The sequence below is a fragment of the Achromobacter piechaudii NBRC 102461 genome, assembly GCF_001571245.1.
Classification (GTDB): domain Bacteria; phylum Pseudomonadota; class Gammaproteobacteria; order Burkholderiales; family Burkholderiaceae_B; genus Achromobacter; species Achromobacter piechaudii.
In genome coordinates, this window is sequence record NZ_BCTK01000001.1 from 1 (window position 1) to 22,327 (window position 22,327).

Consider the following 22,327-nt stretch of genomic DNA (forward strand, 5'->3'; position numbering starts at 1 on the left):
GCATTTGCAGTGCAAATTTCATTTCACAGGAAAAAACAATGCAGAAGAACATTTACCAGACCGACGGCGACGGTCTTTACCTTTACGCTTCGGTGGCGAATGAGTTGGCGCTTACGCGTGGCCAGTTCAACATTGCCTTTGGGGCATACGAGGACGCACCGCCGTCGTCCCTCGAAGGGAAATGTCCACGCCGGGTGGGCGACGCGTGGATCATGGTCGCCGACTATCGCACCACTCCGCTATGGGTGGTGGAGGATGGGACGCCATACTCAGTCGGAGCCGATCACGAAGTGGCCGGCGAAAAGGTCAGCTACCCGGGTTGGGGAACGCTGCCGTCTTGGTTGACCGCGGTAGAGCCGACGCGAGGAGCCGAAGTTGCCTTGAGTAAGGCCTAAGGGCCTAGGAGCCCAGGGGCCCAGGGGTCAAGCCGCCAGGGGCAGGGTCTGCAATGCAGACTCTCGCTCTCGGCGCATTTCTTCCAGTTGCCGTCGCCCCAATGGGCTGCGCACAAGCTTTTGCGCCAGCTCTCGCCCATGCGGGTGGTAATAACGCAGCAGCATCCGAGTGTCCACGTTGCCGTTGACCTTGGCCAGCTCATGAATCTGGAAGACGGTCGCAAGCTGCGATGTGCCTTCGTGTCTAAGGTCATGAAATCGCAGGTCGCGAAAGTAGGCGCTATTCGGCCGTCGACCGTACTGTCGGCACATCAATTCGTAGGCCTCGCGAGCGCGCCGCCGAGCCCGGATGAATGCACGCGTGACCGATCCCGGCTGCATTTGAAAAATGCGGCCGCGCAGGGGCTTGCCGGTGAGCCAGTGTCGGAGGGCCTCGCGAGCGCGCGGCGTTAACGGCACGTTTCGCGCGCGCCCGTTCTTCGTATGGGGCAGGTGCACCACGCCGTGCATAAGGTCCAGGTGCTCACGCAGGATGCCGGCGACTTCGGATCGGCGCATTCCAGTCTCTTTGGCGACCGTCAGGATGGTGGGCAGCTCCGCTGACCGGGTCGCGCGGATGATCCACTCCAATTCCTGGCGTGGGCAGTCGTCCTCGGACACGCCGCGCAATGTGATGCGGTCGAACAGTCGACGGTCGCGCGCGTCGTCCACAGCGGGTCGGCGCACCAGTTGTACCGGATTGGCGAGTTGATCGAAGCCCCAGTCTTTCCGGATCACCGTGTAGACGTGGGACAAGAAGGCCATCCGCCTTACGACGGTTGCAGGCGCCCTGTCTGAAAGCCATTGGTCTCGCAACTCGGTCAAGTCAGAACTGCGGATCCGGTCAACTGGCCGGATGGCCAGGCGCGTCGCGCGCCAGACGCGCGCAATCGACTGTTCTGCCGCGTGCCCCTTCTTCGCGGATGAAACCTCGGCCAGATAACGCGTGAGCGCTTCGGCCAGGGTGGGCGTGGACTTGCGGCGGGGCTGACGGCGGGACCAGGGTTTCATGGGCAAAAGCCCCGAGTTGTAACGCAGATCCAAATTCCGTGTTTTTACATTGCCCGCGACTGCGGGCTTTTTATCGTTGTCGGGAAACGTTATGAACGATTGGGAAAGAACGCTTGCGTGGTTGGCCGGCGTGGGCGCGCTGGTTGCCGTAGGTCGCGCGCTGACCAACAAGGAGGCGCTGTCATGGCGCGTAGTGGCAGGGCGCATGATCCTTGGCAGCGCGCTGTCGATGGTCGTGACGCTGCTTTTGATTCCGTTTCCGAACGCGCCTATAGCCGTCCTGGTGGGCGCTGGCGCTGCGGTGGGAATTCTGGGTGAGCAGGTGCTTGAACTGGCAGCGCGTCGCTTCATTGCTTCCAGGCTGGGTGGTGATCCCAAATGAGCCAGTTCCAACTTTCGCAGCGGAGCCAGACGCGCCTCATCGGCGTGCATCCTGACCTCGTTGCCGTCGTCAAACTGGCCATTCAGCGCTCCACTGTCGATTTCATGGTGGTGGAGGGCGTCCGGACGCTGGCGCAACAGCGCGATTACGTGGCCAAGGGCGCCAGCCGGACGATGAGCAGCTATCACCTTCCACAGACTGACGGCTTCGGTCACGCCGTCGACCTGGCGCCGTTGATGGGTGGCGCGATTCCCTGGAACAACTGGTCGGCATTTTCGGATCTGGCCGCGGTGGTCAAGGCCTGCGCCGCAGAGCTGGGCGTACCAGTGGAGTGGGGCGGCGACTGGAAATCGTTCAAGGATGGCCCCCATTTCCAGATCCCCCGCGACTGGCGGGGCAGGCCGTGAGCGCCGTAGCAACGCTTGGCCAGGCTCTGACGGGCTGGAAAGGCTACGCGGCTGTCGCGCTGGCGGCCGCCACACTGGCGAGCTGCGCAGCGTGGACCACGCAGGGTTGGCGCAAGGGCGTTCAGATCGCCGAGCTTCAGCGCGATTTGCAGCAGACCAGGGCCGATCGTAACGCCACCGTACTGGACGCCATCAAGATCGATATCAACGCGATCGCGGACGCTGCGGCGCGGGCGGCAGCCGACGCTGGCGCACTTCCTGCCCAAGTGGGCGAAATGACCAAGGCACTGAAAAATGCGAAACCTCTTCTTGTGGGCTGCCGTCCTGATGATGTCCGGGTGCGCAGTCTCACCGACGCAGTACGTGCCGCGCGAGGTGCCGCCGCTGGACAGCCGCCTGGCCGAGCCATGCCCGCCAATACCGGACCCACCGCAAAACCCTGACAGCTATGACGATTGGCAGGTTTGGGCGCAGGATCAGGTATTGGTGCTCTGGGGGATATGTGCATCGCGGCATCGGGAGACGGTGCGGGCGTGGCCACAATGAAAGCCGCCATCACGATGGTGGCGTCCCATCATGACCCAGTCGATATGGTGCTTCTTGGCTCTACCGCACCAGGCCAAGAAGGCGCACGATAGGGGTTCTGCTTATCTCTATTCAGGACCCATCATGAGCGCTCGACTCGATTACGCCAACGCTTCGCCAGAGGGCTACAAGGCCTTCGGAGGCGTATACGTCTACCTGCAACGTTGCGGTCTGCCCAAGACGCTGACCGACCTGGTCTTTCTGCGCGTGTCGCAGATCAACGGCTGCGCCTACTGCATCGACATGCATTCGCGCGATCTGATCAAGCAGGGCGTGGCCGTGGACAAGCTGGTGCTGGTGCCGGTTTGGCACGAAGCGGGCGAGGTGTTCTCGCGCCGCGAACGCGTAGCCCTGGCCTGGGCGGAAAGCGTCACGCGGGTCGCGCAGACCGGCGTGCCTGACGACGATTACGCGGCAGCTTCGGCGGAATTCAGCGACAAGGAACTGGCGGACCTGACCTACGCGATCGGGCTGATGAACGCGTTCAACCGCCTGGGCGTGTCGTTCCGCGCTACACCGGCTGCGACGAAGGCGGCGCAGCAAGCGGCTGACAGCGGCGCTGAGGAAACGAACGAGTAGGCGGCCCGGCAGGTGGCTGACAGGGGTGCGAAGAAAACTGACGAGTACTTGTGGCGGCAAATCCCAAGGCACTCGGCGACCGGGTGACGCTTCATCAATCCAGGTTCACGACGGACGGCGTATCCTGCGCGCCGACCTCACCGCCCTTGCACAGCACGTCGATATCCAGCACGGCGATCCTGCCGTCCACGGTGCCCACCAATAGCGACCGCCCGTTTGCGTCCATCGAGAAGATGACCGTCGGCCACTGGTCGACGCGCACTTGGGCGTGCAGCCGCAGCGCGCCACTGGCGGCGTCGATCAGTTGCAGCGTGCCGTCCAGGAACGCGGCGGCAATCAAGCCCGCGTCGGGCATGCTGACGATGGCGCTGGCGGATGCTGGAATCTTGCGGCGCCATACCTCGCGGTCGCGATCCAGCGGCTTGCGGTAGATGAAGCCGGCATAGGTCGTGAAGGTGTCCGGCGAATAGTGCTTGCCGCTGATCACGACGCCCGGGCCTAGCGCGTCGTCGATGTACGCGCCACAAAGCTCCATCGCATGGCTGGCGGGTTTGTTGTCCGCTTTCAGGATGGGCCATAGGCGGCGCACCGAGCCGTCGGGCTCGACGATGCATAGGAACTTGCGTTCGTGCGAGCTGGCGGGTGTGCCTTGCAGCAGGAACAGCTGCGGCGCGTTGCGGATGCCGATGTAGTGGTTGAAGCAGTCGTAGTGGCCAAGATCCAGGCGGTGTTCGCTTCTGGCTTCCAGGTCCAGCAACACGTCGCTCGGCGGTGCGCCAGCCAGGTTGAAGCGGTTCTGACGACCCAGCACCCGCCCTTGCGGCGTCGAGGAAAACGTGAATTCTCCGTCGTAAGCCTGCGTCAGGCGCAGGCCGTCGCGCGTCAGCGCGTACAGGCGCGAGTCCTGGCGCGCGACCGGCGTGGTGCGCTCGCCTGTTTCGACGACGTGGACCAGCAGATCCTTGCTCTTGAGCAGCTCGGCCCCGTGGCCGGCGACCGCGAAGGAATGCGCCACGACAGGCGCGCCGTGGCGAACGTGGATCTCAAGCAGGAAGGCGCCATGCAAGACGGCGAAGCGCTCGTCGTCCAGCCAGGCCACGTCGCGGATGGCGTCGCGCGGCGTGCAGTCGTCAACGCCAAACCACGCTTGCAAGCGGGCCTCGTGGCCGTGCGCGGGATTCGTCGTGTCGTCAGCGGCGCGTTGGTCGGCTGGGACGATGGCAGCGGGGTCGATGCTCAGATCGACGGGTTGCGATCCCGTTGCTGGCGCGGGCACGCGCACGCTGAACAGCGTGTCGTAGGGATCGAAGTCAGTGTCTGGGTCGGCGAGTGGGCCCCATTCTTCATCCCAGGGACGGACCCAGGCTTCAAGCTCATCACCGCGCGCGTTGTAGCGGCAGCGCACGACTTCGGACGCGTGGTGAAACACTTGCAGGCCGTGCGCATCGCGCCAGTTCCAGACGATCAGGTCGCCTTCGAACAGGAAGCCGCCGTCGTAGCTGCCGATGCCGATGGCCACCGTCGTGTCGGAGGGGTGAAAGGCCACGTCGTTGATGGGATATTGCAGCTCGTCGAAGACGGCGAAGGGCACGAGCGCATCGCGCCGGTACAGCGCCACGCGATAGCGCAGCCGGCGGCCACCGTATGCGGCGCGTGCGCGCGGGTGGGCAAGCAAGGGAAACTCCGACGCGACGGCGGCCACGTCGCCCGCCGCGTTGAAGAACACGCCGGTGATTTTGCCGCTGCCGCGCAGCGTGGGGTCTATCAAGGCGGTCATGGCTGGAATAGGGCTAGGCAGGATCGATACCGGGTACGCCTTGGCGGATGGTTTGCGAAAACCCTGGAGCATTTCCAAGGGCGCGCGCCCGGTCCGTATAACGACCCTGCTTGCGATACTGCGCGGCGCTGTGCGCGCCTTGCAGCACGTGCAGGTCGAAAAAATATTCGGGCAGATAGCCCGATGCCAGTTGTCGATAGTCCAGCGGCAGGCCCGGTACGATGCGCCGCGCCATCTGGAAAACGATGGTGGTGCAATTGCCCGTCAGCGTGTGATAGAAACGCGGCTTGTCGTGCAATTGGTTGGCACGCTTTACGTAGGCCAGGAGCAGCGAGCGGGCGTTGTCCAGCGGCATGTGGATGCGGTACAGGTAGCTGTCTTCGCCGCGCACGTTGGTGCGCACGCGCAGGCTGTCTTCTTCGGTCGACGCGATCAGGCTCAGTTCGTATTGTTTGAAGAAGCCGCCGATTTCTGAAAAGTTGTCGCCTTCCTTGCGCCGGATCTCGACCGAGAAAACCACGTAGCGGTCCTGCCCGAATCCGAATGACACCAAGGCATGGGCGATGGCCAGGCGGCCCCAGTACGACAGGGCCACGTCCACCGATTGCAGTTCACTGAGCGCGTAGCGGCGCGTTTCCCAGCGGGGCGTGTAGTCGGTGCGCGTGCGCCACTCGAAGTTGCGCACGTTGTGCAGCGTGACGAGGTCGCCGTCGATGTCGCCAACGGTCTGCCGCGCGACTTCGGGCATCCATTGGCGATTGTTTGACGGACGGATGCGCAGCCACCAAAGAGCCAGTGCCAGCGTTGCCAGCGCGAAGGCGTACCCGGCCGGCCGCCATGCGGGCCATGCCAGCGCGGCCAGCGCCGCCAAGGCCAAGATCAGCCAGGCGAGCGCGAGCAGAGCCCTTGCCGTGAGGCTCAAGGGCGCGCGTATCCACAAGGCCAGGGCGCCCCAGGCGGCGACCAGCGCGATGGTGATGCCAAGCAGGATGGAGGCGGTCATGCGATCTCTGAGCGGTCGAGGCCGCCAGAGTATGGCCGGGCTTGATTTGAGCCGTCAATTGCGCCGAGGGAACGCGGGCGCGAATCCGGTCAGTCCAGCAGGTGCATGCGGGGCCGGCGCAGGAATGACAACGCCGCGCGGGCGGCGCGGTTCCAGGCCGGCAACATCATGAGCGCGCCCGACTTGCGGCCGGCTCTTTTTTGGCGCGCGGTTTAGGCGCGGGTTTCTTGACTTCGGCAGGAGCGTCGAACTCCTGTTTGTTGCGCTCACCACGTGGGGTGTTTTCCGGATGAGGCTTGGGAAAGGCCCAGGGCTTCGTTTTCTGATCCATTGCATGTACTCCTTGCACAGGCGGAACAGTAGCATTAGCCGTGGCTGCGAGTAAGTGAGGGTTGACGTCAATATTCATCACATCGTGATTTTTAGGAAAAAAAACTTCGGGTTTGGACGGAAGCAACCCCAACTATGTTCCCGGCTTGCGACAAGTTGCTTGCGGCAAGGCGTGGAATCGTAGTGGATGCGTGCTGACCGAACCCTGATTGCGCGGTGTTGGCGTGCACATGGTTTCCACCAGCGTGCAGCGTCGATGCATCAGGCATTGCCCGATAAACGAGAGCATCGATGCGCGCATGGCGTCGCGATGATGATTCCTTTTTACGCGGCAGGAGCGGCTTGCGCGACGCGCTTATGCGCTGGTTTGTCGCGCTTGTCCGTCGCGCTTGCCTGCCGCGCCAGGCCGCAGCCGCCACCGGCGCGCACTGGTCGGGCTGCCGGATTTTACGCAAGTTGTGAAAGCGGGCGGCGCGAGCGGACATGGGCAGGGGCGAACGCGTTGCCAGCCTGGGTTCGGTCACGTTTCCTGACTGGATGGCGCGGCGTTCCTGATGTGTGAAGAAGCTCATGCCATTTGGCTTGCGTTTAGCTGTGGGGGATCGCGCGCGCCGGATGGGGTGACGCTGCATCTTGAGACTCGTGTCTATTTTTTTAGAGCACGCCTCGCGCTGAATGGGAATGGGATCGATCCTCGGCGGCCCGTTCGACGTGCGTATGTTTTCGCGCATCCGCCGCGCGTTGAACACGCGGCGCGCGGCGGCGCGCATCCTGCGGGGTAAACCCTGTCAGGAATTGGAGATCATCCATTTTTTTAATCGGTACGACGTAACCACGGACGGAGCGCGGGACTACGATGATTGGCGTGCACATAGGGAGACAACTATGGACACTGCCAAGGAATGGTATGCCGCTGTGAAGGAATGGCAGCGCGCCCGCGACGAGCTCACCGGAGCAATCGCCGCCATCAAGTGGCCCAGCCCCACGCCGGGCTGCCTGGAAAGCTACGATCGCGCTTTCGCGCGCGAGACCGAGGCGCGAGAACGCATGAACCAGGCCTACGAACGCGTCCGACGATGAGGCGTCTGTCTCGCCACGGCGCTGCGGGTTGAGCAACAGCTCGATGCCTGAAGGTGGCTCTACAAAACAACCAGGCGTTGGCCCTGTTAATAGAGCCACGATGGCGTTATGTTGTGTTTTTTTCCCCGACGACGCTGCCTGCCATGTACCTGCCCACCGCTTTCCGTGAAGACGATCTTGCCGTCCAGCACGACTTTATCCGCGCCCATCCGCTGGGCGTTGTCATGACGAGCGGCGAAGGTGGGCTCATGGCCAACCACATCCCCTGTCTGCTCTATCCCGAAGGCGATCATGGCGTGCTGCGCCTGCACATCGCGCGCGCCAATCCGCAGCTGCGGCAACTGGCGGCCGGGCAGGAATGCCTGATTGCCTTTCATGGCGCGCAGGCTTACATCACGCCGTCCTGGTATGCGACCAAGGCGGAAACGCACAAGGTCGTGCCTACCTGGAATTTCGTGGCCGTGCATGCGTGGGGCACGCCGATCATCCAGGACGATCCCGCCTGGCTGCGCGCGCAATTGGAAGCGCTGACGGCCAGCCAGGAGAAAGCGCGCGCGCAACCGTGGAGCGTGGACGAGGCGCCGGCGGATTTCATCGCGGCGCAGATGCGCGCCATCGTCGGTGTCGAGATTCCCATATCGCGCATCGAAGGCAAATGGAAGGTCAGCCAGAACCGCACGCCGGCCGACCGGCAGGGCGTGGCGCAAGGGCTGGCAAGCGAGGCGGGCGACGCAGTCATGGCGGGGCTGGTGGCGCGCCGGGGCGCTATGGGTTGACGACCGAGGGCGTAGCCACGCGCGTCGCCGCGTGTCCGCGCCCGGCGGCAAAGCACATGATGGCCGCCGCCTGCAACACCGCCGCCACCGCCAGGAACCCGATCATCGATTGCCCGCTGGCGTCCAGCACCGCGCGCAGCAACCCGAACAGCGCCGGGGCGAATGCATAGGCGCCTTGCGACAGCGCGACGATCAGCGGCACGACGCGCATACTGTCTTCACGCGCAAATTCCGTCTGCGCGATCAGGGGCGGCAGCGACGTCGCGTTGCCGATGCCCGAGCCGAACAGGATCACGCCCAGCCACACCGCCCAGGGGTGCTGCGCGGCGAGCAACAATACGAGCGAGCCGGCGATCTGCACCGCGTAGGCGACGCAGGCCACCTTGCGACGGTCGGCCCCCGCCGGCATGACCGCGCCGACGACGGTGCGCCCGGCGATGGCGGCAGCCGTCGCCAGCCCCATCGCCAGGCCGGCCGTTTGCGCGCCCAGCAGCGGCGCCAGCAACGACAGCAGGTGCGCGATCAAGCCGATCTGTGCAAAGAGGCCCAGGGCCATGCCTGCGGCCAAGGTCAGGAAGGCCCGGTCGCGCCATAGCCGCGATACGCGTGGCAAGGCGGGGGCGGCGGGGGGCTGCGGCGCGCTGGCGTCGTCGGCATCCGGCAACTGACCCAATTGCTGCGGCGTGATGGCGAACACCTTGCGCGCTAGCAGCGCGATGACCACGACCATCGCCACGCCCACCCACAAGGCGGCCTGGGCAAAGCCCGCCTGCGCGATCAGGTACACCCACAAGGGCGAAAACACGATGCCGCCCACGCTGGCGCCGTTATAGGCCATGCCCAGCGCAGCCGGCCGCCGCCGCACGAACCAGGGCGCGATCAATGCGTTGACCGCCGCCGCGCCCAACATGACCCAGCCCATGCCGCTGAGTACGGCTGCTCCGTACAACTGCCACGGGGCTGCGGCCATCGACCATCCCCCCACGCCCAGCGCCAGCAGCACCGCGCCGCCGAACGTGGCCAGCGGCACGCCGACCCGGCGATACAAGCGCGGCAGGTTGGCCACCACGACCGTGCCGCACAGGAAATGCAGCGTGACCGCGCCGGACACCAGCGCCACGCTCCAGCCGGTGCGCTGAACCACGGCGTGCAGGAAGACGGGCGGGCCGTAAAAGCCCACCCCCCATCCAAAAATGGCCAGCACGAAGGTGGCGGCAAGGACTTTCCAACCGAAGAATGCGGGAGTTGCAGGCATGATTTTTCGGACTTGTCGGGATGTCTTGTTGAGGTCAGCCGAAGTATGCTTACGCCTTGCACACAACACTTTGGTCTGTAGCGAAACATGGAATCCAAGTTCGCCGACATCAATCTTTCGTCCGTGGCGGCCGCCATCGCCGACCCGGCGCGCGCGCGCATGCTGTGCCTGCTGCTGGATGGCCGGGCCCGTACCGCCACCGAGCTGGCCGCCGCGGCTGATATCGGCGCATCGACGGCCAGCAGTCATTTTCAGCGCCTGCGTGAACAGGGGTTGGTCGACATGGCCGTGCAGGGCAAACATCGCTACTACCGGCTGGCCAATGGCGAAGTCGGGCATGCGCTGGAAGCGCTGCTGGTGGTGGCCGGCACCGAACGCGCGCCGTTCAAGCCCAGCACGCCGTCCGCGCTGCGCGAGGCTCGCACCTGCTACGACCACATGGCGGGCACGTTGGCCGTGCGTATTCACGATGCGATGGTGGCGCGCCGCTGGCTCGCCGAGGACGGCCGCGATTACGTGCTGACCTCGCTGGGCGAAGCCTCGTTGGCGCAGTTGGGCGTGGATGCCGCCGCCGCGCGCCAGCGGCGGCGCCGTTTTGCCTGTGCGTGCCTGGACTGGAGCGAACGCCGCTCGCATCTGGGCGGCGCGCTGGGCGCGGCCCTGCTCGACGCCCTGATGCAGCGCGGCTGGATCACCAAAGACCTGGACTCTCGCGCGCTCTGCGTCACCCGCAAGGGCGCGCGGCAGTTCCCAGCGTTTTTTGGCATGCCGGATGCGCAAGCCGCTGGCGGTGCCCTGCACGAGGACACGCATGTCGCAGCATGATCCCGTCTTCCTGGCGCAGCGCCGGGCCTGCCTGTCGCAGCCCACGCGAGTTTTCCGCATTGCCGCTTCTGCCCGAAGACGGCGCATCGAACACAACCATTCCAGCCGCGAATGCGGCTTTTTTTTCGTCGGCCGCGAATGCGCGGCAACGCAGGTCTGGCCAGACGCCGTGTGCGTTTCACGTCGTCTTCAAGCCGCTTTGAAGATTCTTTGCTTCGACCTTTTCAACCATTAGCCTTACCCACGTTATTCAGGAGGTGGCCTTGCCTACGCTGGCGCTGCGCGCATTTCGTTTTCCCGCCCGTTTCGTCTCCGAGCTACGCATCGACGTCAACCACGCCCCAGAGGAAGTCCAGAGCGAACTGGACGCCATACGCGAGCGGATGCTGCGGTCGTCGGACCGCCTGCACGGGCTGCCGGAGGTGCCTACCGACATCCCTGGGATCGTGCTTCGCTACCGCGAAGCCGACGGCGAGTACTACGTCTATGTGGTGGACGTGCAGCGCGACCGCGTGGCGGGCTACACGGTCTTCAACCGCCTGATCGAAGTGGGCAGGAAGGCCGACCCCTACGTGCGCGCGCCGCATTCCAAGTACGCACCGGCTTATCAGGGCATGGGGCTGGCCACGGCGGTATACCGCTGGGGCCTGGACGCGGGCCTGTGCGTCATCAGCGGCGCGCGCCAGTCCACCGGCGCGCATCGTTTGTGGATGGGCCTGGCGCGGCATTACGAACTGGGTTTTGTCGATTTGCGGCAGAAGCAGCTTCGCTATCTGGGCCGGGACGTTCCGCCCCGCGTACTCGAAGATCTGCACACGCGCATGATTCTGTTGGGGCGTGGCTGGCGCTTGTCCGATTACATGCGGGCAACGGGAATGGCAGCGTCCAACGATGCACTTTCGCAACAGGACTTAGGGAAATCCCCCTGAAACGGGGTTGAGGGCAGGGCGGCCACTCAAGCCGTCCGCCTGAAAGCCGCGCCAGGCTTGCCGATGCGGCAAACGCCCGGATCGCTCCAGTGGCGCTTCAGAAACGGGGACGCAATTGTTGCCTTGCAACAATGTTTCTATTAACTGCCGAGGTTACAAAACATATCTGGGTTGTCATGAACACCGGGGTATGCTGAATCGACGAACGAGGGCATCCGAAGTGCATCAGAACAACTTGATCTACAAGGGATACCGGCTCACGGCCAAGGTTTCCCGGGGCGCGGACGCGGACATTCCCGCGTTGCCCAGCGGCCCCGTATTCATCGCATCCGTAATGGTGGTTCAGGCGGGCGCCGTGCTTGAGGGCGGCGACGAATATCCCGTGCCGCGCTTTGCGGACGGCGGATTTGTCTACAGTCCACGCGAAGCCGTGCACGCGGCCATCCTGCATGGCCGCGAGATCGTCGACGGCCTGACGAACATGCCGTCCTAGCCGGAAAAGACTTCCCGCCAGTCGCGCGTCTTGGCCAGCGTCTGCACGGTGGCCGACTGCTCCAGGATGGTCACGGCCTTCTTGAATTCCTCGGCGCTTGCGCCGTCTTCCAGGATGACCATGCGCGAATGGCGCGCGTTGGCCATCTTGACGTCGGACATCTTGCCGTGGGTTTGATAGACCTGCGTCCAGTCCATCTTCTTGCCGGCTTTCAGCGCGATCGGTTCGATGTAGGTCAGCGCGGTGCTGCCCGCTGCGCGCACGGCGAAGGCGAAGTCGGCGGTGTGGCCGCTGCTGCCCTTGGCGCGCGCGCCCTTGACCATGCGGTTCACGCCCACGCCCTCGGCCAACGCGCGCCCGACCTGCGCGCGAAAACGCAGCTGGCTGAAACGCGGCATCCATTTGGCGCACTGGAATGACAAGGCCATCGCCAGCTTGACCGCATCCCAAAGCGCTTCCTGCAACTGCTCGTTCGGGCCGGTGGCCACGATGGCGCCGTCGCGATCGAAATGCGCCAGGCTGACGCCGGGTGTCTCGTTCAGCATGTCGATGCGCTTGGGTCCGACTTCGATGCCGTAGCTGGACGCGTGCATCGAGGTTTCACAGGCGTCGGTCAGGTAGAAGGTGGCCTCGTCCGGGTGCGCGATGAAGAATGCCGCGTGCTGGCCGTCCAGCCCCAGCGTCATGGGCGCGACAGCGCGGATGGCGTGTTCACCGGCCGGCAGGACGGTCCAGCCGGAGGCTTCCAGAAAATTGCTCATAGGATCAGTTCGATTTGGCGGCCTTTGAGGGGATGCGCAAAGCCGCCAACAAGCGTCAGGTTCGCGCGCGGCAGGAAATACTGCATCAGCGCGCCGATAGTGTGCAGGGCGGGCACGATCGGTTCGGCATAGCCTTCGCCTTCGTCCACCCAGATGTGTTCATGGCTGCGGTCCGCAAGCGGCTTGCGAAACTGCGGCCGGCCTTCGCCCACCAGGCTGGTATGGAAAGAGTCGTCGGTATCCACGCCAAATACGCGATGCGGGCCGACGAACAGGCTGGCGCAAAAAGCTTCGGTCAGAAAGATCGTCGCCTGCCCCTGGACCACCGTGCGCGCGCCGCGATAGGTTGCGCGAAAGATCACGTCGTCGCGCACTTCGCCCTTGACCTTGCACGGGCTGGTGAACTCCATCCATTGGATGTTGTTAGCGGCGGGCTTGGGAATCCAAGAGATCGGTTTTACGGTTTCCTTGGGTTCGGCAAGTATCTCTTGCACCTCATCAACGGTAATTAACGGTTCGAACTTGTTGGCCATAAAGCGGATCTAGGGTCTTTGAATTGCGCGGTCAATGCGCTGCGCCGCTCGCGTCGCGCCGCAGGGGACTCATGCGCGCAAACAGGGCGAGGGGGCGTAATCTTACAAGATGGAGTCAGTGCAAACCCGCAAGCTGTATGGATATACAGCTTGCGACCCGGTTGCGACGCGGGATTGTGTGCCGGGCTAGAGCGTGCTGGCTGCGAACGTGTCGCATTGCTTGAGACCGCCGCCTTCCAGGCCGCGCTTGAACCAGCGCACGCGCTGGGCCGACGAGCCATGGGTGAAGGAGTCGGGCACGGCATAGCCTTGCGCCTGTTTTTGCAGGCGATCGTCGCCGATGGCGGTGGCTGCGCCCAGCGCTTCTTCGATGTCGCCGCCTTCCAGGATGTTGCGAGCCGCGTTGGCGCGCTGCGCCCACAGGCCGGCCAGACAATCGGCCTGCAACTCCATGCGCACAGACAGCGCATTGGCTTGCGACGGATTGCGACGGCGCAGCTGATCGACCTGATCCGAAATGCCCAACAGATGCTGCACGTGGTGTCCGACTTCATGGGCAATCACGTAGGCCTGCGCGAAATCGCCGGGCGCCTTGAAGCGGTTTTGCAGTTCGTCGAAAAAGGCCAGGTCGATATACACCTTGCTGTCGCCCGGGCAATAGAACGGACCCATCGCCGATTGGCCCGTGCCGCAAGCGGTGGGCGTGGCGCCGCGAAACAGTACGAGCTTGGGCGCCACGTACTGGCGATTCAGATCTTTCTGAAAAATGGCGGACCAGGTGTCTTCGGTTTCACCCAGCACCTTGGAGACGAAGCGCGCTTGCGGATCGTTGGCGGGCGGTTTGGTCGCGGGGGCATCCTGGGTCGTGGGCGGGCCTTCCGCCATTTGCAGCACGACGCTGGGATCGACGCCAAAATACATGGCCACCAAGGCAAGTACTATCGTACCGATGCCGATGGTCCCCCGGCCGCCGATCCTGGGACCACTGGCACGTCGGTCTTCCACATTGTCGCTTTCGCGCGAGTCATCGAGGCGCATATTGTTTCTCCGGGCGGGTCGGCGTTCCCGCCATTTTGCATCGCCGCGCTTTACTGGGCGGCATTCAAGAGTGTTAGGATAAACCCATGGCTCTGTATCTATCTATTCATCCTGCGAATCCTCAACCTCGCCTGCTTAAGCAGGCAGCCCAATGGCTGAACGATGGAGGCCTTCTGGCCGTACCCACCGATTCCAGCTACGCCGTTGTCGCACGGCTGGACGACAAGGACGCCGCTGACGGCTTGCGTCGGCTACGCGGTCTGGACGAAAGACATCACCTGACTCTGCTGTGCCGTGACCTGGCTGAAATCGGCCATTTCGCGCGCGTCGACAACAAGCAATACCGCTTGCTGAAGGCTGCCACGCCGGGCCCGTGGACCTTCATTCTTGAAGCCACCAAGGAAGTGCCGCGGCGCGTCTCGCATCCGTCGCGCAAAACCATCGGCATCCGTGTGCCCGATCACGCCGTGATGCTGGGTCTCTTGGAACAAGTCGGCGCGCCGCTGCTTTCCACGACGCTGATTCCCAAGAACGAAACCGAAGCGTTGAACGACGCCGAGGCCATCCGCGAACGCTACGACCACGATCTGGCCGCCATCATCGACGCGGGCGCCTGCCCGCAGTCTCCCACCACCGTCATCGACCTCACCAGCGACGATCCCGTCGTGGTGCGCGTTGGCCGCGGCGACCCGGCCACGCTCGGTCTTGCCTGATTCCCCCTTCATTGTTTTGCCTTTGCGTGCCGGCCCCCGCCGGCACGCGGCTCATCTACAATCCGGTTCGCCATGAACGACATCATCCAAACCATTGCGGTCTACGCGATACCGGTCATTTTCGCCATCACGCTGCACGAGGCCGCGCACGGCTACGTGGCCCGCATGTTCGGCGACCCCACTGCTTATGAAGCGGGCCGCGTCAGCCTGAATCCCGCCCGCCATATCGACCCGATCGGCACGCTGCTTGTGCCGATGGCGATTTTGCTCGCGTCCAAGTTGCTGGGCAGTCCCGGCATGCTGTTCGGCTGGGCCAAACCGGTGCCCGTGGATTTCGGCCGCCTGCGCCGGCCCAAGCGCGACATGCTCTGGGTGGCGCTGGCGGGCCCCGCCGCCAACCTGTTCATGGCAATTCTGTGGGCGTTTTCGCTGCGCATGATGCTGGAATCGGGCATGCAGGAATCGTTCTGGTTCCAGATGGGCGTGGCGGGCGTGAACATCAATCTGGTGCTGATGGCGCTGAACCTGCTGCCGATCCTGCCGCTGGATGGGGGACGTATCCTGTTCAGCCTGCTGCCGAACCGCCTGGCCTGGCAATATTCAAAAATCGAACCGTATGGCCTGGTCATCGTGATCGTGTTACTGGTCACCGATGTGCTCTGGGTTTTGATGCGTCCCGTGTATGAACTTGGAACGACTATCGTCCAGTGGTTTCTGTAGGATTTCATCCAATATCCGTTAAACTCAGCGGTTTCATTGATTCTGGCCCTGGGGCATCCTGCCGCGGGGCGTTGGAGCCCTACATTTATGGCATCCCCTGCAACCGCCGCAGGCGTTAATTTCCAGGGCAGCTTGGTGGCCCTGGTCACTCCCATGCAGCCTGACGGCAGCTTGGACTACGCTGCCTACCGGTCACTGATCGACTGGCACGTCCAGGAAGGAACCGACGCACTCGTGGTGGTGGGCACCACCGGGGAGTCGCCCACGGTTTCCATGGAAGAACATGCGGAGCTGATCCGCGTGGCGGTGGAACATGCCGCAGGCCGCATCCCGGTCATCGCTGGCGTGGGCGCCAACTCCACCGACGAAGCCATTCACCTGACGAACCACGCCAAGGCAGTCGGCGCGCAGGCAGGCCTGTCGGTCGTTCCCTACTACAACAAGCCCTCGCAAGAAGGCCTGTACCGCCACTTCCGCACCATCGCGGAAGCCGTGGACCTGCCGACCATCCTGTACAACGTGCCCGGCCGCACCGTGGCCGACATGACGAACGAGACGGTCCTGCGCCTGGCGCAAGTGCCCGGCATCATCGGCATCAAGGACGCCACCGGCGACATCGCGCGCGGCGGCCTGCTGCTGCGTGAAGCGCCGGCCGGCTTCCAGGTCTTCAGCGGCGACGATCCCACCGCCGCCGCCCTGATCCTGCTGGGCGCGCGCGGCAATATCTCTGTCACCGCCAACGTGGCCCCCAAGCTCATGCGTGACCTCTGTGCCGCCGCATTGGCGGGCGACGTGCCGAAGGTGCGTGAACTTAATGCCTATCTGGCCCGTCTGAACAAGGCTTTGTTTGTTGAAGCCAATCCCATCCCCGTCAAGTGGGCCCTTGCCGAAATGGGCAAGAGCGCATTGGGCTACCGGCTCCCGCTGGTCGAACTGGGAACGCAGAACCACGAAACCGTGCGTCGCGCGCTCCAGGAAACGGGTCTGCTCTAAATATCGTGAGGATACGTATGAACAAACGTCATGCCGGTTTGTCGGCATTGATGTCTCTGGTGTTGTTGGCCGGCTGCAGCGAGGTCAACCAATTCCTGGGCAATGAAGAATCCGTCAACTACAAGAGCGCCGTCAACCAGCGTGGAGAGCCTCTGAGCATCCCGCCGGATCTGACTCAGGCCAACAGCGACCCGCGTTACCGCGCGCCCGCTTCGGGCTCGACGACGTACTCGCAGTTCCAACAACAGGGCCAGGCGCAAGCCTCCGCGCCCAAGACCAGCAACGTGTTGCCCGGCCGCCAGGACATGCGTGTCGAGCGTGATGGCGACCTGCGCTGGTTGGTCGTGGACCGCGCGCCGGAAGACGTCTTCCCGCGCCTGGTCGACTTCTGGACCGAAAACGGCTTTACCGTGGCTAGCAACAATCCGGCCGCCGGCTTGATCGAAACCGATTGGGCGGAAAACCGCGCCAAGATTCCGGAAAGCTGGTTGCGCCAGGCATTGGGCGCCGTGCTGGAATCTGCCTGGGATAGCGGCGAGCGCGAGAAATTCCGCACCCGGGTCGAACGCGTCAACGGCCACACCGAGGTGTACGTCAGCCATCGCCAGATGCTGGAAAAGCGCGTCGGTTCCGACGGCGGCCAGGTGCAGTGGCAAAACGGCAAGGAAGACCCGGGCCTGAACGCCGCCATGCTTGCTCGCATGATGGTCTACCTGGGTTCCGATGTGGACAACGCCCGCAAGCTGGTGCAGCAGGCGGAAGCCGCGCCGCAAAAGCCGGCCGTGCAGGAAGACGTCCGTTCGCAAGGCACCTCGTTGCTGATCGCGGAATCGTTTGACCGCGCCTGGCGTCGTGTTGGCGTGGCGCTGGACGGCGGCGGCTTTGCCGTTGACGACCGCGACCGCTCCACCGGCGACTACTACGTGCGCTATGTCGATACCGACACCGGCGAAAAGAACGAGCAACCGGGCTTCTTCAGCCGCATGTTCTCGGGCGACAAGAAGGCCGAAGCGCCGCAGTACCGCATCCGCCTGGCCGCCACGGGCGAACAGACCACGGTGACGGTGCTGGATTCCAATGGCTCGCGCGACAACAGCGCAACCGCCCAGCGTCTGCTCAGCGTCTTGAAGGACAAGATGTAATCCGGCTTTCCTACGCTGGCGCTCACGCGCCAGCGGCGAAGCGCCAAAGCCCCCGCATGCGGGGGCTTTTTCTTTGGGCGCGGCGGTCGATTCCCGCCGCTCGCGTGCTGGCGATACGACAGGCGCAAAAAAGCCCCGGCAATTGCTTGCCGAGGCCTTTCTGCGTCTTCAGAGCGGGGGTTCGTCTCTGTTTTATTAAGACGCCGGGGTGGTCGAGCCGCCCGGGGTGGTCGAGCCGCCGCCAGGGGTCGTGCCAGGGGTCGGGGCCGGAGCCGGCGACGTGGCCGGAGGCGTGGACGAGGGGGCCGGCGTGCTGGCGCCAGGGGTGGTCGCGGGCGCCGCCGGGGCATCTTCCTTCTTGTTGCAAGCGCTGAGCGCGACGGCCAGCACCGAGGCAATAATCAAGGTTTTGCTCATCATTTTTGGACTCCTGTAGATGACGACTCTTGAAACCCCCTTAGGGGAAACCAGAAGTCAGGCTACAGGAAGCCAACGCCGCATCGCGTGTGAAAGTTAAAAAGGTCGCATCCCAACGGCAACAAACCTTTCAGCTTCGTGTTATCTCTTTCCTTATGTGTCCCCGCGCATGGATCTGATTGCGTTCTGTTCAAATCCGATACGCGGGCGTTTCCGGATACTACTCGGCGCGGTAGTGAATCCAGCCCGAATCCAACCAGTCGGCCAGGCAGGACCGTGCTTCGTCTGACAGCTTGGCGCAGGCAGGGTTCCCGCAGTCCAGGCTGCGCGCATCGGCCAGGGTGCGCAGCGCGGCGTCCGCAGGCGTCATTGCGGTTTCGCCATTGATGAAGAGCTGCTTGCCGCGATACAGCATGCGGCTGCGGCGATCCAGCACCAGACGGCCCGTCGTGGGCCAGTCTTCTTCCAGATCCACCTGCACATCTTCCGGCGCATCGAACACGCTTTGGTTGTGCGGTTCTGTCAGCCAGCAGCCCAAAAAGCGCGACGCCAGCGCATCGTCAAAGCGCAGTTTTTCCACGGTTTCCAGCGTGGCCGCCACCAGCCCATCGGGCAGCGCGGCCGGCGTGTCGACAGCGGGTTGCCCCGGGTCGCGGTACACGGCGGACAGCTTCGGGCCGGGCAGGGCCGGTTCACCGTAAGGGCCGCCCAGCAAACCGACGCGCGCCATCACCTGATCGGCGGCGGCTTCCAGCAGGCCGCGCGCCAGGATGGCCTGGGTAGGCGCACGAAAGCCGATCGAGATCGTCATGCAGCCATCGCCCATGGCGACGCCGTCGTGGGCGGCCTGGGGCGGCAGGTACAGCATGTCGCCCGGCGACAGCACCGCCTTTTCTTCGGGCTGGAAATTGCTGAGGATCTTCAAGGGCAAGCCCGGTTCCAGCGACAGGTCTTTCTGACGGCCATAACGCCATTCGCGTTCGCCGGCCGCTTGCAGCAGGAAGACGTCGTAGCTGTCGAAGTGCGGACCCACGCCACCGCCATGGCTGGCGACGCTGATCATCACATCGTCCAGGCGGGCGTCCGGAATGAAGCGAAACAAGCCCATCAGTTCAGAGGCGGCGTCACTGAGCAGGTCCACGCTTTGCACCAGCAGCGTCCAGTCGCCCTCGTTGTCCTTGGGCAGGCGCGCGAAGGGGCCGTTCTCCATCTGCCATTCACCGTTTTCACGCCAGATCAGACGCGATTCCACGTCGTCGCGGCGGGCCAGCTTCTTGATGGCGGCGATGGTCAGCGGCGGCTGGAAGTTCGGGATCGCCTGGCGGATCAAGAGCGGCTTGCGCTGCCAGTGGCGGCGCATGAAGTCGTTGGGGCTTTGATTGCCCAAGAGCGGCAGGGGTTGGTCAAGGTTCATTGAAGGTGCTTCTTCAGGCGGTAGAGGGCGTCCAGCGCTTCGCGCGGGGTCAGGCTGTCGGGGTCGATAGTGGCGAGCTCTTCGCGCAGCGCGTCGAGCGCTTCGATGGCGTCGTGGCGATCAGCCTGGGCGTAGGCTTGCGCGTCGGCATCCGCCGCCGCCGAGAACAGACCCAGTTGCGGCGTGGGCGCGCCTTGCGCTTCCAGCCGTTCCAGTTCGCGCGTCGCCTGCCGGATGACGGCGGCCGGCACGCCGGCACGCTGCGCCACCTGGATACCGTAGCTGCGGCTGGCTGGGCCTTCGCGCACTTCATGCAGGAACACGATGCCGGCGGCGGACTCGGCCGCCGCCAGATGCACGTTGGCCGATGCTGGCTGTTCTGCGGGCAGGCGCGTCAATTCAAAATAGTGGGTGGCGAACAAGGTCAAGGCGCGGTTGTGCGCCAGCAGCCGGCAGGCAATCGCCCAGGCCAGTGCCAGGCCGTCGTAGGTGGACGTGCCACGGCCGATTTCGTCCATCAGCACCAGGCTGTTGGGCGTGCTCGCGGAAAGGATCGCGGCGGCCTCGGTCATTTCCATCATGAACGTCGAGCGCCCGCCCGCCAGGTCATCGGCGGCGCCGATGCGGGTGAAGATGCGGTCGATCTTGCCGATGCGCGCGCGCGCGGCCGGCACGAAGCTGCCGATGCGCGCCAGCAGCACGATCAGCGCGACCTGCCGCATGTACGTCGATTTACCGCCCATGTTCGGGCCGGTGATCAGCAGCATGCGGCGCGCCGGGTCCAGACGGCAGCCGTTGGGCGTGAAGCGTTCGATGGCGTGTTCGACCACCGGGTGACGGCCCGCATCGATGTCGATGTCGGCGTTTTCCGACAGCTCGGGCGCGATCCAGTCGTGGCGGCGCGCATGCTCGGCCAGGGCGGACAGCGCGTCCAGCTCCGCCAGCGCGGCGGCGCAGTCCGACAGGGGGCGCACGTGTTCGGCCAGCACGTCCAGCAACTGCTCGAACAGCCATTTCTCGCGCGCCAGCGAACGGTCTTGCGCGGACAGCACCTTGTCTTCCCAGGTCTTGAGCTCGGGCGTGATGTAGCGCTCGGCGTTTTTCAGCGTCTGGCGGCGGCGGTAGTCCTCGGGCACCTTGGCGGTCTGGCCCTTGGTCACTTCAATATAGAAGCCGTGCACGCGGTTGAATTCCACGCGCAGATTGCTGATGCCGGTGCGTTCGCGTTCACGGGCTTCCAGTTGCAGCAGGAAGTCGCCGCCATCGGCCGCCAGGCCGCGCAGCTCGTCGAGTTCGGCGTCGAACCCCGCCGCCAGCACGCCGCCATCACGGATGGCCACGGCGGGTTCCGGCGCAATCGCGCGAACCAGCAGCGCGGCCAGCGCCGGATCCACCGACAGATGAGAAATCAGATCGCCCAGGCGCGGCGAGGCCGCCATGGGTTCGACCAGATCGCGCAGCGCGGGCAATGCTTGCAGCGCATCCCGCAGGCTGGCCAGTTCGCGCGGGCGCACCGAGCGCAGCGCCAGCCGCGCCGCGATACGTTCGATATCCGGGAAGGCGTTGAGCGCGGCGCGCAGGGCTTCCAGCACGCCCGCCGAGCCAAAGGTCTGTTCCACGTCCATGCGGCCGGCCAGCAGCGCCGAAATGGCTTGCTGGCGCGCCAGGGCCTGTTCGTTTTCGCGCAAGGGGTGATGCAGCCAGCGGCGCAGCAGGCGGCTGCCCATGGGCGTGCGGCAGCCGTCCAAGAGCGAGAACAGCGTGGGAGAGTCTTCGCCGGACAGCGTCTGGGTCAGTTCCAGATTGCGTCGGGTGACCGGATCCAGCAGCACGTATTGCCCTGGCCGCTCGGCAGACAGGCTCTGCACGTGCGCCAGCGCCTGCGATTGCGTGCGCGCGGCGTAGCGCAGCAACGCGCCCGCGGCGCAGATGCCAGCCGGCATGTCTTCGATATCGAAGCCCGCCAGCGTGTCCGTCTTGAAGTGCGCAAGCAGATGCGCGCGCGCGCCATCGCTTTCGAAATGCCAGTCCGGCACGCGTGAGCGCGCGCCGTCGAACGGGAAGTCGAAAGCGGCGCTGTCGGCGCAAACGATCTCAGCGGGAGAAATGCGGTGCAGCTCGGATTCAAGCTGGGCCGGCGCGCATTCGGTCACGCGGAATTCGCCGCTGGCCAGGTTCAGCCACGCCAGGCCGGCGCGCGGCGCGCGGGCGTTGCCCGACACGAACACGGCGGCCAGCGCGCGATCCGCCTTGGCGGGCAGCAGCGCGTCGTCGGTCAGCGTGCCCGGCGTAACGATGCGCACGATACGGCGCTCGACGGGGCCTTTGGATGCGGCCGGGTCGCCGATCTGTTCGCAGATGGCGATGGATTCGCCCATGGCCACCAGCCGCGCCAGGTATTGCTCCATGGCGTGCACGGGTAGACCGGCCATCGGAATCGGCGTGCCGTTGGACGAGCCGCGCTTGGTCAGGGTGAGGTTGAGCAGGCGCGCGCCGCGCTCGGCGTCTTCGTAGAACATTTCATAGAAGTCGCCCATGCGATAAAAGAGCAGCAAGGGGCCGGCCTCCGCTTTCAGGCGGAGGTATTGCTGCATCATGGGGGTGTGGCTAGAAAGCTGCTCTGTCGTTTCAGCCTGGGATTTTGGCATTTTGCCTTGTGCTACATGCATTTGCTGTGGGGTCGAACCGTCATTTGTGTTGTTGCTACGGCCCAGCGACGCCCATCAAAAC

At 64.4% G+C, this 22,327-nt stretch carries 26 protein-coding genes; 14 read left to right on the forward strand and 12 right to left on the reverse strand.

Annotation, left to right across the window (positions count from 1 at the left end; all coding sequences use genetic code 11):
- Positions 1-395, forward strand: a 395-nt coding sequence (locus API01S_RS00005) for a hypothetical protein (protein ID WP_322788511.1), incomplete at its 5' end; no start/stop codon positions are given.
- Positions 396-422: 27 nt separating this feature from the next.
- On the opposite strand, the gene API01S_RS00010 is transcribed toward API01S_RS00005, so the two are convergent.
- Positions 423-1,445 carry a tyrosine-type recombinase/integrase gene (locus tag API01S_RS00010; RefSeq protein WP_061302475.1) on the reverse strand — a complete coding sequence of 341 codons (1,023 nt, stop codon included), beginning with the start codon at positions 1,443-1,445 and terminating at the stop codon, positions 423-425.
- A 91-nt stretch (positions 1,446-1,536) separates the two neighbouring features.
- Here API01S_RS00010 and API01S_RS00015 point away from each other — a divergent pair, with 91 nt between their 5' ends.
- The 4 genes from API01S_RS00015 (at position 1,537) to API01S_RS00030 (ending at position 3,398) form a co-directional block, all read left to right on the forward strand.
- Positions 1,537-1,827: a phage holin family protein gene (locus API01S_RS00015; RefSeq protein ID WP_050729806.1), complete on the forward strand. Its 291-nt coding sequence runs from the start codon at positions 1,537-1,539 to the stop codon at positions 1,825-1,827.
- On the forward strand, positions 1,824-2,234 hold the full coding sequence (locus tag API01S_RS00020) for a M15 family metallopeptidase (RefSeq protein ID WP_061302477.1): 411 nt from the start codon (positions 1,824-1,826) through the stop codon (positions 2,232-2,234). Before API01S_RS00015 ends, API01S_RS00020 begins: the two co-directional genes overlap by 4 nt.
- Positions 2,231-2,677 carry a hypothetical protein gene (locus API01S_RS00025; RefSeq protein ID WP_061302478.1) on the forward strand — a complete coding sequence of 149 codons (447 nt, stop codon included), beginning with the start codon at positions 2,231-2,233 and terminating at the stop codon, positions 2,675-2,677. Before API01S_RS00020 ends, API01S_RS00025 begins: the two co-directional genes overlap by 4 nt.
- Before the next feature lie 226 nt (positions 2,678-2,903).
- Positions 2,904-3,398, forward strand: coding sequence for a carboxymuconolactone decarboxylase family protein (locus API01S_RS00030; protein WP_050729809.1), 495 nt, complete (start codon positions 2,904-2,906; stop codon positions 3,396-3,398).
- Between the two features lie 94 nt (positions 3,399-3,492).
- On the opposite strand, the gene API01S_RS00035 is transcribed toward API01S_RS00030, so the two are convergent.
- From API01S_RS00035 to API01S_RS29075, 4 genes are all read right to left on the reverse strand, one after another.
- Complete coding sequence (locus API01S_RS00035) at positions 3,493-5,175, reverse strand: WD40 repeat domain-containing protein (protein ID WP_050729810.1); 1,683 nt, start codon at positions 5,173-5,175, stop codon at positions 3,493-3,495.
- A 13-nt stretch (positions 5,176-5,188) separates the two neighbouring features.
- A complete protein-coding gene (locus tag API01S_RS00040; RefSeq protein WP_050729811.1) occupies positions 5,189-6,178 on the reverse strand; it encodes an Lnb N-terminal periplasmic domain-containing protein in 990 nt (329 codons plus the stop codon).
- Positions 6,179-6,344: 166 nt separating this feature from the next.
- Complete coding sequence (locus API01S_RS29290; protein WP_167351688.1) at positions 6,345-6,509, reverse strand: hypothetical protein; 165 nt, start codon at positions 6,507-6,509, stop codon at positions 6,345-6,347.
- A 91-nt stretch (positions 6,510-6,600) separates the two neighbouring features.
- The gene (locus API01S_RS29075) at positions 6,601-7,278 is read right to left on the reverse strand and encodes a hypothetical protein (RefSeq protein ID WP_156487030.1); all 678 of its coding nucleotides are present in this window, start codon (positions 7,276-7,278) and stop codon (positions 6,601-6,603) included.
- 115 nt (positions 7,279-7,393) lie between these two features.
- Here API01S_RS29075 and API01S_RS00045 point away from each other — a divergent pair, with 115 nt between their 5' ends.
- Together API01S_RS00045 and API01S_RS00050 are read left to right on the forward strand one after the other, a co-directional pair.
- The gene (locus API01S_RS00045; protein ID WP_039883411.1) at positions 7,394-7,588 is read left to right on the forward strand and encodes a hypothetical protein; all 195 of its coding nucleotides are present in this window, start codon (positions 7,394-7,396) and stop codon (positions 7,586-7,588) included.
- 143 nt (positions 7,589-7,731) lie between these two features.
- Positions 7,732-8,364: an FMN-binding negative transcriptional regulator gene (locus tag API01S_RS00050; protein ID WP_061303770.1), complete on the forward strand. Its 633-nt coding sequence runs from the start codon at positions 7,732-7,734 to the stop codon at positions 8,362-8,364.
- On the opposite strand, the gene API01S_RS00055 is transcribed toward API01S_RS00050, so the two are convergent.
- Complete coding sequence (locus API01S_RS00055; protein ID WP_061302480.1) at positions 8,354-9,619, reverse strand: MFS transporter; 1,266 nt, start codon at positions 9,617-9,619, stop codon at positions 8,354-8,356. The genes API01S_RS00050 and API01S_RS00055 overlap by 11 nt on opposite strands.
- Before the next feature lie 87 nt (positions 9,620-9,706).
- On the opposite strand from API01S_RS00055, the gene API01S_RS00060 reads away from it, so the two are divergent.
- The 3 genes from API01S_RS00060 to API01S_RS00075 all read left to right on the forward strand — a co-directional run bounded on the left by API01S_RS00060 (position 9,707) and on the right by API01S_RS00075 (position 11,866).
- Complete coding sequence (locus tag API01S_RS00060) at positions 9,707-10,444, forward strand: ArsR/SmtB family transcription factor (protein ID WP_050729814.1); 738 nt, start codon at positions 9,707-9,709, stop codon at positions 10,442-10,444.
- A 263-nt stretch (positions 10,445-10,707) separates the two neighbouring features.
- Entirely contained in the window at positions 10,708-11,373 is a 666-nt protein-coding gene (locus API01S_RS00070) for a hypothetical protein (protein WP_050729816.1), read from the forward strand.
- Positions 11,374-11,593: 220 nt separating this feature from the next.
- A complete protein-coding gene (locus tag API01S_RS00075; protein ID WP_081451558.1) occupies positions 11,594-11,866 on the forward strand; it encodes a hypothetical protein in 273 nt (90 codons plus the stop codon).
- Here API01S_RS00075 and API01S_RS00080 read toward each other — a convergent pair.
- The 3 genes from API01S_RS00080 to ypfJ form a co-directional block, all read right to left on the reverse strand.
- Positions 11,863-12,627: a hypothetical protein gene (locus API01S_RS00080; RefSeq protein ID WP_061302482.1), complete on the reverse strand. Its 765-nt coding sequence runs from the start codon at positions 12,625-12,627 to the stop codon at positions 11,863-11,865. The genes API01S_RS00075 and API01S_RS00080 overlap by 4 nt on opposite strands.
- Positions 12,624-13,160 (reverse strand): hypothetical protein, encoded by a 537-nt coding sequence (locus tag API01S_RS00085; protein WP_006220708.1) that lies wholly within the window; start codon positions 13,158-13,160, stop codon positions 12,624-12,626. The genes API01S_RS00080 and API01S_RS00085 overlap by 4 nt, the downstream gene beginning before the upstream one ends.
- Positions 13,161-13,346: 186 nt before the next feature.
- Positions 13,347-14,198 carry a KPN_02809 family neutral zinc metallopeptidase gene (gene ypfJ, locus API01S_RS00090; protein WP_006220707.1) on the reverse strand — a complete coding sequence of 284 codons (852 nt, stop codon included), beginning with the start codon at positions 14,196-14,198 and terminating at the stop codon, positions 13,347-13,349.
- 86 nt (positions 14,199-14,284) lie between these two features.
- Here ypfJ and API01S_RS00095 point away from each other — a divergent pair, with 86 nt between their 5' ends.
- The 4 genes from API01S_RS00095 (at position 14,285) to bamC (ending at position 17,766) form a co-directional block, all read left to right on the forward strand.
- A complete protein-coding gene (locus API01S_RS00095) occupies positions 14,285-14,911 on the forward strand; it encodes an L-threonylcarbamoyladenylate synthase (protein ID WP_006220706.1) in 627 nt (208 codons plus the stop codon).
- A gap of 72 nt (positions 14,912-14,983) precedes the next feature.
- The gene (locus API01S_RS00100) at positions 14,984-15,631 is read left to right on the forward strand and encodes a site-2 protease family protein (RefSeq protein WP_006220703.1); all 648 of its coding nucleotides are present in this window, start codon (positions 14,984-14,986) and stop codon (positions 15,629-15,631) included.
- 87 nt (positions 15,632-15,718) lie between these two features.
- Entirely contained in the window at positions 15,719-16,624 is a 906-nt protein-coding gene (gene dapA / locus API01S_RS00105; RefSeq protein ID WP_006220702.1) for a 4-hydroxy-tetrahydrodipicolinate synthase, read from the forward strand.
- Positions 16,625-16,641: 17 nt separating this feature from the next.
- Positions 16,642-17,766 (forward strand): outer membrane protein assembly factor BamC, encoded by a 1,125-nt coding sequence (gene bamC, locus API01S_RS00110; protein WP_006220701.1) that lies wholly within the window; start codon positions 16,642-16,644, stop codon positions 17,764-17,766.
- A gap of 195 nt (positions 17,767-17,961) precedes the next feature.
- On the opposite strand, the gene API01S_RS28640 is transcribed toward bamC, so the two are convergent.
- The 3 genes from API01S_RS28640 to mutS form a co-directional block, all read right to left on the reverse strand.
- Positions 17,962-18,186, reverse strand: a complete 225-nt coding sequence (locus API01S_RS28640; RefSeq protein WP_081451557.1) for an endopeptidase — start codon at positions 18,184-18,186, stop codon at positions 17,962-17,964.
- Positions 18,187-18,403: 217 nt separating this feature from the next.
- Positions 18,404-19,597, reverse strand: coding sequence for a ribosomal protein uL16 3-hydroxylase (locus tag API01S_RS00120; protein WP_061302484.1), 1,194 nt, complete (start codon positions 19,595-19,597; stop codon positions 18,404-18,406).
- Positions 19,594-22,245 (reverse strand): DNA mismatch repair protein MutS, encoded by a 2,652-nt coding sequence (gene mutS, locus API01S_RS00125; protein ID WP_409360592.1) that lies wholly within the window; start codon positions 22,243-22,245, stop codon positions 19,594-19,596. The genes API01S_RS00120 and mutS overlap by 4 nt, the downstream gene beginning before the upstream one ends.
- Between the last annotated feature and the right edge of the window lie 82 nt (positions 22,246-22,327).